The sequence below is a fragment of the Pseudomonas sp. Q1-7 genome (assembly GCF_028010285.1).
In the GTDB taxonomy this organism is placed as follows: domain Bacteria; phylum Pseudomonadota; class Gammaproteobacteria; order Pseudomonadales; family Pseudomonadaceae; genus Metapseudomonas.
The window spans coordinates 5,159,723-5,172,778 of sequence record NZ_CP116304.1; the positions used below are offsets into that span (position 1 = coordinate 5,159,723).

Genomic DNA, 13,056 nt, shown 5'->3' on the forward strand with positions numbered 1-13,056 from the left:
AGACCCTTTGAGAACTGCCGGTAGACAGACCAATAAACGCAGTGACTTCAAATACTTGTGAGAATGGAGACCGCCCCATGCAACGTCGCAGCCTGATCAAGGCCTTCACCCTTTCCGCGTCCATCGCCGCCATGGGCATGTCCTGGACAATCCAGGCGGCCGAGACCATCAAGGTCGGCATCCTGCACTCCCTCTCCGGCACCATGGCGATTTCCGAGACCTCGCTGAAGGACATGGCGCTGATGACCATCGACGAGATCAACGCCAAGGGCGGGGTCAACGGCAAGCAACTGGAGCCGGTGGTGGTCGACCCGGCCTCCAACTGGCCGCTGTTCGCCGAAAAGGCGCGCCAGTTGCTGACCAAGGACAAGGTCGACGTGGTCTTCGGCTGCTGGACTTCGGTATCGCGCAAATCCGTGTTGCCGGTATTCGAGGAACTCAACGGCCTGCTCTTCTACCCGGTGCAGTACGAGGGCGAAGAACTCTCGCCCAACGTCTTCTACACCGGCGCCGCGCCGAACCAGCAGGCCATCCCGGCGGTGGAATACCTGATGAGCGAGGACGGCGGCGGCGCCAAGCGCTTCTTCCTGCTGGGCACCGACTACGTCTACCCGCGCACCACCAACAAGATCCTGCGCAGCTTCCTGCACAGCAAGGGCGTAGCCGACAAGGACATCGAAGAGGTCTACACCCCCTTCGGCCACAGCGACTACCAGACCATCGTCGCCAACATCAAGAAGTTCTCCGCCGGCGGCAAGACCGCGGTGATCTCCACCGTCAACGGCGACTCCAACGTCCCGTTCTACAAGGAACTGGCCAACCAGGGCCTGGAAGCCACCGACGTGCCGGTGGTGGCCTTCTCCGTGGGCGAGGAAGAACTGCGCGGCATCGACACCAAGCCGCTGGTGGGCCACCTGGCCGCCTGGAACTACTTCGAGTCGGTGGATAACCCGGTCAACAGCACGTTCGTCGAGCAGTGGAAGGCCTACGCCAAGGCCAAGAACCTGCCCAACTACCAGACCGCGGTGACCAACGACCCGATGGAGGCCACCTACGTCGGCATCCACATGTGGGCCCAGGCCGTGGAAAAGGCCGGCAGCACCGACGTCGACAAGGTCCGCGAGGCCCTGGCCGGCCAGAGCTTCGCCGCGCCGTCCGGCTACACCCTGACCATGGACAAGACCAACCACCACCTGCACAAGCCGGTGATGATCGGCGAAATCCAGGAGGACGGTCAGTTCTCCGTGGTCTGGCAGACCGAAGGCCCGCTGCGCGCGCAGCCCTGGAGCCCCTTCATCCCCGGCAACGACAAGAAGCCGGACTATGCGGTGAAGACCAACTGACCGACCTCCCCTCTCCCGCTTGCGGGAGAGGGGCCGGGGGAGAGGGGCGTGCCACGCGCACCCTCTCCCCAACCCTCTCCCTCCCGAGGGAGAGGGGGCTAACGGTGCCACGAAGGAATCCCTCATGCCCGCCGCCCTCTACCGAATTTTCCTGGCCGTGACCCTGCTGCTGCCCTTCGCAGCCCAGGCCAACGACGCCCACGACTTCGCCGCCGCCAACCCGGCGCAGCAGGCGAAGCTGCTGGAGCGCTGGGCCGCCGAACCCGACGCCACGCGCCAGCCCTTGCTGGACGCCCTGCAGCAGGGCCGCTTCGCCATCGCGTCGAAACAGGCCTTCATCGAACGGGACGGCAGCTTCCACGCCGCCGAAGGTGACGCCCCGCCCGCCGGAACGCCGAAGAAGCTGCGTCTGAACAACCGCCTGCGCGGCCTGTTGATCACCGCCCAGGCCAGCCACCAGTTGCTCGCCGGCGATCCGGCCAGCCGCCTGGAGGGCGCGCGCCAGCTGCAGAAGAGTGCCAAGCCGGCGCAACTCACCCTGCTCAACGAGCGCATGCTGGCGGAGGAAGACGCCGGCGTGCGCGACGCGCTGTCCCTGGCCCTGGCCAACCTGCAACTGGCCGACCCGGACCCGGCCATTCGTCTCGCCGCCGTGCGCCTGCTGGGCGAAACCGGCGATCCGCTGGCGCGCACCCGCCTTGAAGCACTGCTCGATCCCACCGTGGAAACCGACACCGCCGTGCGCACCGCCGCCGAAACCAGCCTGGCCCAGGTGAAGCGCCGGCTGCTGGTCGGCGAGCTGCTCGGCCAGGCCTTCAGCGGTCTGTCCCTCGGCTCGATCCTGCTGCTGGCGGCCCTGGGCCTGGCCATCACCTTCGGCCTGCTGGGGGTGATCAACATGGCCCACGGCGAAATGCTGATGCTCGGCGCCTACACCACCTACCTGGTGCAACTGGGCTTCCAGCGCCTGGCGCCGGATGCACTCGCGTTCTACCCGCTGGCTGCACTGCCGGCGGCGTTCGTCGTCACCGCGCTGATTGGCATGGCGCTGGAGCGCACGGTGATCCGCCACCTCTACGGCCGCCCGCTGGAAACCCTGCTGGCCACCTGGGGCATCAGCCTGATCCTGATCCAACTGGTGCGGGTGATCTTCGGCGCGCAGAACGTCGAAGTGGCCAACCCGGCCTGGCTCTCCGGCGGCATCCAGGTGCTGCCCAACCTGGTGCTGCCGTACAACCGCATCGTGATCATCGGCTTCGCCCTGTGCGTGGTGCTGCTCACCTGGTTGCTGCTGAACCGCACCCGCCTCGGCCTCAACGTCCGCGCCGTCACCCAGAACCGCAACATGGCCGCCTGCTGCGGGGTGCCGACCGGGCGCGTGGACATGCTCGCCTTCGGCCTCGGCTCCGGCATCGCCGGGCTGGGGGGCGTGGCGCTGTCGCAGATCGGCAACGTCGGCCCGGACCTCGGCCAGGGCTACATCATCGACTCCTTCCTGGTGGTGGTCCTCGGCGGCGTCGGCCAGCTCGCCGGCAGCGTGATGGCGGCCTTCGGCCTGGGCGTGGCGAACAAGATCCTCGAACCGCAGATCGGCGCCGTGCTGGGCAAGATCCTGATCCTGGCGCTGATCATCCTCTTCATCCAGAAGCGGCCCCAGGGCCTCTTCGCTCTCAAGGGACGGGTGATCGACTGATGACTCAACCACTCAACCAGACCCTGCTCGCCCGCGCCACGGCCACCCTCGGCCCGCGCACCTCGCTGGCCATCGGCCTCGCCGTGCTGGCGGTGCTGCTGGCCCTGCCGCTGCTGCACCTGCTGCCGGCGGACCACCCGCTGCAGGTCTCGGCCTATACCCTGACGCTGGTGGGCAAGATTCTCTGCTACGCCATCGTCGCCCTCGCCCTGGACCTGGTCTGGGGCTATGCCGGGTTGCTGTCCCTCGGCCACGGGCTGTTCTTCGCCCTGGGCGGCTACGCCATGGGCATGTACCTGATGCGCCAGAGCGCCGGCGATGGCCTGCCGGCGTTCATGAGCTTCCTCGCCTGGACCGAGCTGCCCTGGTACTGGACCGGCACCCAGCACTTCCTCTGGGCGCTGTGCCTGGTGGTGCTGGCGCCCGGCCTGCTGGCCCTGGGGTTCGGCTTCTTCGCCTTCCGCTCGCGGATCAAAGGCGTGTACTTCTCGATCATGACCCAGGCCCTGACCTTCGCCGGCATGCTGCTGTTCTTCCGCAACGAGACCGGCTTCGGCGGCAACAACGGCTTCACCGACTTCAAGCGCATCCTCGGCTTCGACATCACCGCGCCGGGCACCCGCGCGGTGCTGTTCCTCGCCACGGTGGCGCTGCTGGTGGGCAGCCTGCTGCTGGGCTGGCGCCTGGCGCGGAGCAAGTTCGGCCGGGTGCTCACCGCCCTGCGCGACGCCGAGAACCGCCTGATGTTCTGCGGCTACGACCCGCGCGGCTACAAGCTGTTCATCTGGGTGCTGTCGGCGGTGCTCTGCGGCCTGGCCGGGGCGCTCTACGTGCCCCAGGTGGGCATCATCAACCCCAGCGAGATGTCCCCCACCAACTCCATCGAGGCCGCCGTCTGGGTCGCCCTCGGCGGGCGCGGCTCGCTGGTCGGCCCGCTGCTCGGCGCCGGCCTGGTCAATGGCATGAAAAGTTGGTTCACCGTGGCCTTCCCCGAGTACTGGCTGTTCTTCCTCGGCGCCCTGTTCATCCTGGTCACCCTCTACCTGCCCAAGGGCGTGATCGCGCTCGTCCGCAAAGGAGAGAAATGATGCGTGCGACCCCGGTCCCCGAATTCATGCTCGAACCCGCCTTCGACCCTGCCGGCAGCGGTCGCGATGCCCTGGGCGTCGGCCGCGTCGCCGGCCCCGGCCTGGACGTGCGCCACGGCACCATCCTCACGTTGGAAGACATCAGCGTCAGCTTCGACGGCTTCAAGGCCCTGCGCGACCTCAACCTCTACATAGGCGTGGGCGAGCTGCGCTGCATCATCGGCCCCAACGGCGCGGGCAAGACCACGCTGATGGACGTGATCACCGGCAAGACCCGCCCCGACACCGGCAAGGCCTGGTTCGGCGAAACCCTCGACCTCACCCGCATGAGCGAGGTGGAGATCGCCCAGGCCGGCATCGGCCGCAAGTTCCAGAAACCCACGGTGTTCGAGGCGCTCAGCGTGTTCGAGAATCTGGAGCTGGCGCAGAAAACCGACAAATCGGTGTGGGCCAGTCTGCGGGCGAAGCTCTCCGGTGAGCAGAAAGACCGCATCGACGAGGTGCTGGCGACCATCCGCCTGGAGACCGCGCGCCATCGCCCGGCGGGCCTGCTCTCCCACGGCCAGAAGCAATTCCTCGAAATCGGCATGCTGCTGATGCAGGACCCGCAGCTGCTGTTGCTCGACGAACCGGTGGCGGGAATGACCGACGCCGAGACCGAGTTCACCGCCGAGCTGTTCAAGGGCCTGGCCCGCCAGCACTCCCTGATGGTGGTGGAGCACGACATGGGCTTCGTCGGCAGCATCGCCGACCAGGTCACCGTGCTGCACCAGGGCCACGTCCTGGCCGAAGGCTCCCTGGCCGAGGTGCAGGCCAACGAACAGGTGATCGAGGTCTACCTCGGCCGCTGAAGAATCGTAGGGTGGATGACGCTTTTCTCATCCACCAGGCCAGGCACGGTGGATCGATGAAGCGCGATCCACCCTACGCAATGACAAGGACATCGACATGCTGAAAGTCGAACATCTCCACCAGTACTACGGCGGCAGCCACATCCTCCGTGGCCTCTCCTTTGACGCGAAGGTGGGCGAGGTCACCTGCCTGCTCGGGCGCAACGGCGTGGGCAAGACCACCCTGCTCAAATGCCTGATGGGCCTGATCCCGGCCAAGGAAGGCGCGGTGAACTGGGAAGGCCGCGCCATCACCGGCTTCAAGCCGCACCAGCGGGTCCACGCCGGTATCGCCTACGTGCCCCAGGGCCGCGAAATCTTCCCGCGTCTGACGGTGGAGGAGAACCTGCTGATGGGCCTCTCCCGCTTTCCAGCCAAGGACGCAAAGGCGGTGCCGGAATCCATCTACGAACTCTTCCCGGTGCTGCGGGAGATGAAGCACCGTCGCGGCGGCGATCTTTCCGGCGGCCAGCAGCAACAACTCGCCATCGGCCGCGCCCTGGCCAGCCAGCCGCGCCTGCTGATCCTCGACGAGCCCACCGAAGGCATCCAGCCCTCGGTAATCAAGGAAATCGGCGTGGTCATCCGCACACTCGCCGAGCGTGGCGACATGGCCATCCTGCTGGTGGAGCAGTTCTACGACTTCGCCGCCGAACTGGCCGACCAGTACCTGGTGATGAGCCGGGGCGAGATCATCCAGCAGGGTCGTGGCGAAAACATGGAAGCGGAGGGCGTGCGCGGCCTGGTAACCATTTAGAATCGCCACTCCCTGTCGATCGAGGCCCACCATGCCCCATCTGATTCGCGACGCCGCCGAGGCGGACCTGGAAGGCATCCTGGCCATCTACAACGACGCCGTGCAGAACACCACGGCGATCTGGAACGAAACCCTGGTGGACCTGGCCAACCGCCGCGCCTGGCTGGCCGACCGCAGCGCCGCCGGCTTCCCCGTGCTGGTGGCGGTGAACGCGGCGGGCGAGGTGCTCGGCTACGCCAGCTACGGCACCTGGCGCACCATCGAAGGCTTCCGCCACACCGTGGAGCATTCCGTCTACGTGCGCGGCGACCAGCGCGGCCAGGGCCTGGGCCCGGCGCTGATGCAGGCGCTGATCGAACGTGCCCGCCAGGCGCGCCTGCACGTGATGGTCGCCGCCATCGAGTCCGAAAACGCCGCCTCCATCCGCCTCCACGAACGCCTCGGCTTCATCACCACCGGCCAGATGCCGCAAGTGGGCCGCAAGTTCGGCCGCTGGCTCGACCTGACCTTCATGCAGTTGATGCTGGAGTAACCCGCTGCCAGTCACGTTGGGCCTCGCTGCGCGAGGCGCCAACCTACACGTACGGAGCCCAACGATACGGGGCTCAACGCAACTGACTGTCCTTGCTGCCCCTCCGGTTGTACCCGGAATAGGCGGCGTTTTCCTTGTCGTGCTCGGCCTGACAGTTGACGCACAGGTGCACGCCGGGGACGGCCTTGCGGCGGGCTTCGGGGATGGGGGCGTCGCACTCCTCGCAGTGGCTCAGGCTCTCGCCCTTCGGCAACTGGCTGCGCGCACGCTGGATGGCGTCTTCGATGGTGCTGTCGATCTGTTCCTGGACGGCGCCGTCGCCGGCCCAACCGCTTGCCATGCTGACCTCCTGCTCGGTTCGAGGCTCATGGAACCGATTTGGGGTGATGGTCGGCGCTTTTGCAAGGGTGGGGGTCGGCGAGCGACAAGCGGAGGTCGCGCACGCGCCGAGGCGCTACTCCTTCACGTCCATGAACTCCTCGGCCCAGATGATGTAGTCCTCGGGCAGGGTGTACTTGTGGGTCAGCTCGGTAGCGGTGAGCTCGGTGCCGGTCGCGATCTGGCGCTGCTCACGCAGGCAATCGTAGGTGGCCTTGATGGCAGCGAAGTAGGCGGCGTGGCCGTTGACCACGATGCGCACACCAAGGCGCGCCAGGCGTTCGTTGTCGCGCAGCTTGGGGTTGCCGTAGGTGACCAGCATCAGGGGCACGCTGAGGTGTTCGGCGATCTGCTCGAGGTGCTCGAAGTCGGCCACGCCGACCATGCAGATACCGTCGGCGCCGGCGGCCTGGTAGGCCTTGGTACGCTTGATCACTTCCTCGGTGCCGATCACGCCGGCGTGGGTGCGGGCGATGATCGCCAGGTCCGGGTCGACGCGCGCTTCCAGGGCTGCGCGGATCTTGCCCACCCCCTCTTCCACCGGGATCAGGTCGGTGGACTTGCGGCCGAACTGGGCCGGCAGCAGGGTGTCCTCGATGGTCAGCGCGGCGATGCCGGCGCGCTCAAGCTCCACCACCGTGCGCATCACGTTGAGGGCGTTGCCATAGCCGTGGTCGGCGTCGGCGATCACCGGCAGGCGCGAAACGCGGCCGATGCGGGTGGCCTGCTCGACGAATTCGCTCAGGGTGATCAGGGCGAAGTCAGGTGCGGCCAGCACCTGCAGGGAGGCCACCGAACCGCCGAGGATGCCGACTTCGAAGCCGAGGTCGGCAGCGATTCGGGCAGACATGGGGTCGAACACCGAGGCGGTGTGGAAGCAGGAATCAGAATCCAGCAGCGCACGGAACGCCGTGCGCAACTCGTGATGAGAAGCTCTACGCATAGGGGCACCAGAAGTTCAGAGGGAGTCAGGATCGAGCCGGCTCCATAACTCTGGCGCCGGCGCCCCCGTTTTTCCATTGTCAGACTGCGGCCATTCTACCGGATCAGTCTTTCAGTCCGCTTAAACCCCCTGCGCCTTGTCCTGCCCTTCGTCGGCCGCCACACTGGCGCCCCGCTTTGCCGAGACCTCCACGTGCTGGCACTCACCGCCTACCTGGGCCTGTTCCTCTCTGCCTTTGGCGCCGCCACCCTGCTGCCCCTGCAGTCCGAAGCGGTGCTGGTGGGGCTGCTGCTGGCGAAGACGCATCCCGCCTGGACACTGGTGGCGGTGGCGACCTTTGGCAACGTGCTGGGCTCGCTGGTGAACTGGTGGCTGGGCCGCTACGTGGAACACTTTCGCGAGCGCCGCTGGTTTCCGCTGAAGCCGGTACAACTGGAGAAGGCGCAGGCGTTCTACCACCGTTACGGGCGCTGGTCGCTGCTGCTGGCCTGGATGCCGCTGATCGGCGATCCGCTGACGCTGGTGGCGGGGGTGATGCGCGAGTCCTTCTGGGTGTTCCTGGCCCTGGTGACCCTGGCCAAGGCGGGGCGTTACCTGGTGCTCGCAGGCCTGACCCTGGGCTGGATGGGGTACTCCTAGGCTGGTGCGGGCCACGTTGGTCCGAGCGCAGCGAGGCGCAACGTAGTCGGGGCATGGCTGCACAGCATTGGGCCTCGTTCCTCCGCCCAACCTACGGCATCGCACGCGAGGCCCAACGTGCAACGTCTCCGTGAGAGGCCGGCCATTGTGTTTCGGAATACTGCCCCACGCGCCATCCGCCGATAGAGTGCCTACGCTTTCCGGGTCGATTTCCGGAGGCCATCGCCATGAAAAAGTTCGCCCTTTTCGTTGCCTTCTTCACCCTGGTGCTCGGCACCACCGCCGCCGTCGCCCACCACGGTTGGAGTTCCTACGACGCGGACACGCCCCTGACCATCGAGACACCGGTCAAGACGCTCTCCTACCGCAACCCGCACGCCCATCTCACCATCGATTACCAAGGCCGCGAGTGGCACGTGGTGCTGGCCCCGCTTAGCCGCATGGAGTCACGCGGGCTGCCGGAGAAGGACCTGGCGCCGGGCAGGACGGTGACCGTGGTCGGCTACCCGCGCAAGGACGGCACGGCGGAAATCCGCGCCGAACGGCTCATCGTCGACGGCAGGACGGTGGAGCTGCGCTGAGGCGCGCCGATGGAGTTCCTCCTGCCCTGGGCCGAACGCCTGGAAGCCTCGACCTTCGGCGCGCTGATGCGCAACTCCGAGCTGTTCTACCCGGCGGCCAACCTACTGCACCTTGTGGGACTGGTGACGCTGCTGGGCGCCATGGGGCTGCTCGACCTGCGCCTGCTGGGTTTGGCCCGCGAGGTCCCGCCTGAAGTGGCGTCGCGGCGCCTGACCCCCTTCGCCATCGCCGGCCTGCTGCTTCTGCTGTCCACCGGTTTCTGCCTGTTCGCCGCCGATGCCACACCGCTGCTGGGCAACTGGCTGCTGCAGACGAAACTGCTGCTGGTGGGTCTGGGGATCATCAATGCGCTGCTGTTCCGCGCCCTGTGGAATGGCCGGCTGGCCGACTGGGACCGCCGGCCGCCGCTGCTGGGACGGCTACAGGCGGCCTTGTCGATCCTGATCTGGTGCGGCGTGATGGCGGCGGGCAGGCTGCTGGCCTACGTCTGAACACCCGCCAGCGCGACGAATTGCGCTGACCGGCCGCGCCCGCTCGCGTACACTGCGCGGCCGTTTTTTCCCCGGAACACCCGCGACATGAGCAACATCCTCCCCGCCCAGGCCCTGGGCATCGACTTCGGAACCTCCAACTCCACCGTCGGCTGGTGGCGCCCGGACGTGGAGCCGCTGATCGCCTTGGAGGAGGACAAGATCACCCTGCCCTCGGTGGTGTTCTTCAACACCGAGGAGCGCCGTCCGGCTTATGGCCGCCTCGCCCTGCACGAATACCTGGAAGGCTACGAAGGCCGCCTGATGCGCTCGCTGAAGAGCCTGCTGGGCTCGCCCCTGCTGAAGAGCGAGACCACGGTGCTGGGCAGCGCCCTGCCCTTCAAGGACCTGCTGGGCCTGTTCATCGGCCAGCTCAAGCAGCGTGCGGAAGCGGCCGCCGACCGAGCGTTCGAGCAGGTGGTGCTGGGCCGACCGGTGTTCTTCGTGGACGACGACGCCGAAGCCGACCAGGAAGCCCAGAACACCCTGGTGGCGGTGGCGCGGAAGCTCGGCTTCAAGGACGTGTCCTTCCAGTACGAGCCCATCGCCGCGGCCTTCGACTACGAGCGCGGCATCCAGCGCGAAGAGCTGGTGCTGATCGTCGACATCGGCGGCGGTACCTCGGACTTTTCCCTGGTGCGCCTGTCGCCGGAGCGCCGCCAGGTGGCCGAGCGCCAGGACGATATCCTCGCCACCGGCGGCGTGCACATCGGCGGTACCGACTTCGACAAGCAGCTCTCGCTGGCCGGCGTGATGCCGCTGTTCGGCTACGGCAGCCGAATGAAGAGCGACGCGCTGATGCCCACCAGCTTCCACCTGAATCTGGCCACCTGGCACACCATCAACGCCGTCTACGCGCAAAAGTCGCAACTGGCGCTGAAGAACATGCGCTACGACATCGTCGACGCCACCGGCATCGACCGCCTGTTCAGCCTGATCGAGCAGCGCGCCGGCCACTGGCTGGCGATGCAGGTGGAAGAGAGCAAGATCGAATTGACCGAGGCACAGAGCCGCCACATCGACCTCGCCCGCATCGAGCCGGGCCTCGCGGTCGAGCTGACCCGTCCGCTGTTCGAGGGCGCCATCGACGACCTGCTGGTGCGTATCCGCGCCAGCGTCGCCGCCCTGCTGGCCCAGGCCGGTGTCAGCGCGGACCAGGTGGATACGCTGTTCTTCACCGGCGGCTCCAGCGGCATCCCGGCGCTGCGCCAGAGCGTCGCGGCCATGCTGCCCAATGCCCGCCCGGTGGAGGGCAACCTGTTCGGCAGCATCGGCAGCGGCCTGGCCATCGAAGCGAAGAAGCGCTACGGCTGACCGTTCATCGGCAAATCGGCGCGATGAAAGCAGGCGCACCGGACGAGCGGGCTAGGCTCAAACCCATCGCGGGGCCTGCCCGCGCCAGATAAGGACGTTCCGCCATGAGCAAGCAAGCGCTGATGCTGGCCTGCGCCCTGGCCACAGTGGTCGGCTGCGCCAGCAAGATGGAAAACCCCACCGACTACTACACCTACCGCAACGAGCCGCTGGTCAAGCAGGTGGAAGAAGGCATGACCGAGCAGCAGGTGCGCACCCTCGGCGGCCCGCCGTCCTCGGCCACTCGGCGCAAGGTCAATGCGGGCATCTGCAACGACTACATCCTCAACCAGGACGGTCACCAGCAGGCCTACCACGTCAGCTTCGACGGCAGCGGCCGGGTGGAGGAAAAAGGCTTCATGACCTGCACCCAACGGGAACAGCTCGACCGCGAGAAAGCGCAGAAGAAGGTCGAGCACGGCGGGGGTTATTGAGCGGGCTGGCGGAGCGCCCTCCGGCGGTCGCCATCATGGCCCCGCAGACCTGTGTGCAGGCCACGCCAGCCGCGGCTTGCATGTCCATCGCCGGGCATTTCGCCAGTTGCTGGCGCTATGCCGTCCATCGCCTGCTTGACCTTGCGGCGTCCGGCGGCGAACTCTGCCGGGTTTTCGATGTTCCAAGCGCAGTGTTTCAACTGCGTGAACCTCGAGGACCCATGATGTACAAGCAAGCGCTTGTCATGGCTTGTGCCCTGGCATCGGTGGCGGGCTGCGCCAGCAAGATCGAAAACCCCACCGACTACATCACCTTCCGCAACCAGCCCCTGGTGAAGTCCGTCGAACCCGGCATGAGCCGGCAGCAGGTGCTGATCATCGGCGGTCGCCCTTCGTCCATCATCCAGCGCAGCGTGCACCCGGGCTCCTGCAACAACTACATCCTCAATGAGAAAGGCCACCAGCAGCCTTATCACATCAGCTTCGACAGCACCGGACGGGTGCGTCACAAGGGCTTCATGACCTGCGGCCAGCGCGAGCTGGTAGAGCGCGACCAGCTCTGAGCCCCGGGGCTCGCCCGTCTTCCCGGGCGGCGGCCATTAGCGCCAGGACGTTGATTTCAAAAGGTTTTCAGGATCATCAATGGCGTTGATGTTTTCTATGCCGACTGATCACTTCTTAATCATCCCCCCATCCGTAAGATTGGCTCCGACCCCAGTTTCCAGCCCCTCACGAGGAGCCCACGATCATGAAAGCCCAAGCCTTTGCCGCCCTTTTCATCGCTGCCCTGAGCACCAGCGTCTTCGCCCTGCCGTCCGACTCCCAGCCGGTGCTGGGCGAGTCGAAGGAAGGCACCACCCTCCAGGTCATCGAGCCGGTCGCCGTTGAAGGTGGCTTCATGGTTCTGGATCGCGTGGCCGAAGGTGGCTCCGACCGCACCCAGGGCATCCGCGTTGCCGAAGGTGGCTCCGACCGCACCCCGGGCATCCGCATCGCCGAGGGCGGTTCCGACCGCACCCAGGGCATCCGTGTAGCCGAAGGTGGTTCCGATCGTCTGCTGCAGGCCCAGCGCGTCAGCTGATCACAGCGCGTTGCAAACCCTCACAGCCCGGCGGATGCCGGGCTTTCTGTTGGTGCTTCGAGATTTCCGGGGGAGTGAACTCATACCGGACAGGCGCGGTTCGACGCCCATGGACCCCTTTGTTAGAGTGCGTCGCACATTCGCCAACGACCGCCTTGCCATGACTCCACGCTCGGAACAGAAGCAACAGACCCGCCATGCCCTGATGGAGGGCGCGCGCCTCCTGATGGATGGCGGGCGCGGCTTCGGCAGCCTGAGCCTGCGGGAGGTGGCGCGCCACGCCGGCATAGTGCCCACCGGTTTCTATCGCCACTTCCAGAACATGGACGAACTCGGCCTGGCCCTGGTGGAGGAAGTGGGCGAAACCTTCCGCGCCACCATTCGCGTGGTGCGCCACAACGAATTCGAGTTGGGCGGCATCATCGAGGCCTCGGTGCGCATCTTCCTCGACGCGGTGGCCGCGAACCGGGGCCAGTTTCTCTTTCTCGCCCGCGAGCAGTACGGCGGTTCCCAGCCGGTGCGCCAAGCCATCGGCGCCCTGCGCCAGCGCATCACTGACGACCTGGCCGCCGACCTCAAGCTGATCAACCGCATGCCGCAACTGGACGACGACGGCCTCGACCTGGTGGCCGACCTGGTGGTGAAAACGGTATTCGCCACGCTGCCCGAGCTGATCGACCCGCCGGCGGACAACCTGCCGCCGCACCTGCTGCCGGCCGCCAAGATCACCCAGCAGTTGCGCTTCATCATGATCGGCGGCAAGCACTGGCTCGGCCCCGGCAAGCCGAAAAGCTGAACGGGCCACATCCCGCT

16 protein-coding genes are annotated in these 13,056 nt (G+C 66.6%); 14 read left to right on the plus strand and 2 right to left on the minus strand.

Annotated features, from left to right (window positions below; genetic code table 11):
* Positions 1 to 77: 77 nt before the first annotated feature.
* The 6 genes from urtA to PJW05_RS23900 all read left to right on the plus strand — a co-directional run bounded on the left by urtA (position 78) and on the right by PJW05_RS23900 (position 6,303).
* The gene (urtA, locus tag PJW05_RS23875; protein ID WP_271409409.1) at positions 78 to 1,343 is read left to right on the plus strand and encodes an urea ABC transporter substrate-binding protein; all 1,266 of its coding nucleotides are present in this window, start codon (positions 78 to 80) and stop codon (positions 1,341 to 1,343) included.
* 124 nt (positions 1,344 to 1,467) lie between these two features.
* Positions 1,468 to 3,036 (plus strand): urea ABC transporter permease subunit UrtB, encoded by a 1,569-nt coding sequence (gene urtB, locus PJW05_RS23880; protein ID WP_271409410.1) that lies wholly within the window; start codon positions 1,468 to 1,470, stop codon positions 3,034 to 3,036.
* The gene (gene urtC / locus PJW05_RS23885) at positions 3,036 to 4,124 is read left to right on the plus strand and encodes an urea ABC transporter permease subunit UrtC (protein ID WP_271409411.1); all 1,089 of its coding nucleotides are present in this window, start codon (positions 3,036 to 3,038) and stop codon (positions 4,122 to 4,124) included. Before urtB ends, urtC begins: the two co-directional genes overlap by 1 nt.
* Positions 4,124 to 4,975 (plus strand): urea ABC transporter ATP-binding protein UrtD, encoded by an 852-nt coding sequence (gene urtD / locus PJW05_RS23890; RefSeq protein ID WP_271409412.1) that lies wholly within the window; start codon positions 4,124 to 4,126, stop codon positions 4,973 to 4,975. Before urtC ends, urtD begins: the two co-directional genes overlap by 1 nt.
* Positions 4,976 to 5,072: 97 nt before the next feature.
* Complete coding sequence (gene urtE / locus PJW05_RS23895) at positions 5,073 to 5,771, plus strand: urea ABC transporter ATP-binding subunit UrtE (protein ID WP_271409413.1); 699 nt, start codon at positions 5,073 to 5,075, stop codon at positions 5,769 to 5,771.
* A 31-nt stretch (positions 5,772 to 5,802) separates the two neighbouring features.
* Positions 5,803 to 6,303: a GNAT family N-acetyltransferase gene (locus tag PJW05_RS23900; protein WP_271409414.1), complete on the plus strand. Its 501-nt coding sequence runs from the start codon at positions 5,803 to 5,805 to the stop codon at positions 6,301 to 6,303.
* A 73-nt stretch (positions 6,304 to 6,376) separates the two neighbouring features.
* On the opposite strand, the gene PJW05_RS23905 is transcribed toward PJW05_RS23900, so the two are convergent.
* Both PJW05_RS23905 and PJW05_RS23910 read right to left on the minus strand, forming a co-directional pair.
* Complete coding sequence (locus PJW05_RS23905; protein ID WP_271409415.1) at positions 6,377 to 6,643, minus strand: DksA/TraR family C4-type zinc finger protein; 267 nt, start codon at positions 6,641 to 6,643, stop codon at positions 6,377 to 6,379.
* Positions 6,644 to 6,757: 114 nt separating this feature from the next.
* The gene (locus PJW05_RS23910) at positions 6,758 to 7,624 is read right to left on the minus strand and encodes an isocitrate lyase/PEP mutase family protein (protein WP_271409416.1); all 867 of its coding nucleotides are present in this window, start codon (positions 7,622 to 7,624) and stop codon (positions 6,758 to 6,760) included.
* 192 nt (positions 7,625 to 7,816) lie between these two features.
* On the opposite strand from PJW05_RS23910, the gene PJW05_RS23915 reads away from it, so the two are divergent.
* The 8 genes from PJW05_RS23915 (at position 7,817) to PJW05_RS23950 (ending at position 13,039) form a co-directional block, all read left to right on the plus strand.
* Complete coding sequence (locus PJW05_RS23915; protein ID WP_271409417.1) at positions 7,817 to 8,263, plus strand: YqaA family protein; 447 nt, start codon at positions 7,817 to 7,819, stop codon at positions 8,261 to 8,263.
* Positions 8,264 to 8,490: 227 nt separating this feature from the next.
* Entirely contained in the window at positions 8,491 to 8,844 is a 354-nt protein-coding gene (locus PJW05_RS23920; RefSeq protein WP_271409418.1) for a DUF6152 family protein, read from the plus strand.
* 9 nt (positions 8,845 to 8,853) lie between these two features.
* A complete protein-coding gene (locus PJW05_RS23925; RefSeq protein WP_271409419.1) occupies positions 8,854 to 9,336 on the plus strand; it encodes a DUF6644 family protein in 483 nt (160 codons plus the stop codon).
* An 87-nt stretch (positions 9,337 to 9,423) separates the two neighbouring features.
* Positions 9,424 to 10,689 carry an Hsp70 family protein gene (locus PJW05_RS23930; RefSeq protein ID WP_271409420.1) on the plus strand — a complete coding sequence of 422 codons (1,266 nt, stop codon included), beginning with the start codon at positions 9,424 to 9,426 and terminating at the stop codon, positions 10,687 to 10,689.
* Between the two features lie 104 nt (positions 10,690 to 10,793).
* Positions 10,794 to 11,162, plus strand: a complete 369-nt coding sequence (gene osmE / locus PJW05_RS23935; RefSeq protein ID WP_271409421.1) for an osmotically-inducible lipoprotein OsmE — start codon at positions 10,794 to 10,796, stop codon at positions 11,160 to 11,162.
* A 224-nt stretch (positions 11,163 to 11,386) separates the two neighbouring features.
* The gene (gene osmE, locus PJW05_RS23940; RefSeq protein WP_271409422.1) at positions 11,387 to 11,725 is read left to right on the plus strand and encodes an osmotically-inducible lipoprotein OsmE; all 339 of its coding nucleotides are present in this window, start codon (positions 11,387 to 11,389) and stop codon (positions 11,723 to 11,725) included.
* A 185-nt stretch (positions 11,726 to 11,910) separates the two neighbouring features.
* Entirely contained in the window at positions 11,911 to 12,243 is a 333-nt protein-coding gene (locus tag PJW05_RS23945; protein WP_271409423.1) for a hypothetical protein, read from the plus strand.
* Positions 12,244 to 12,403: 160 nt separating this feature from the next.
* Positions 12,404 to 13,039, plus strand: a complete 636-nt coding sequence (locus PJW05_RS23950; protein ID WP_271409424.1) for a TetR family transcriptional regulator — start codon at positions 12,404 to 12,406, stop codon at positions 13,037 to 13,039.
* The last annotated feature ends 17 nt before the right edge of the window (positions 13,040 to 13,056 follow it).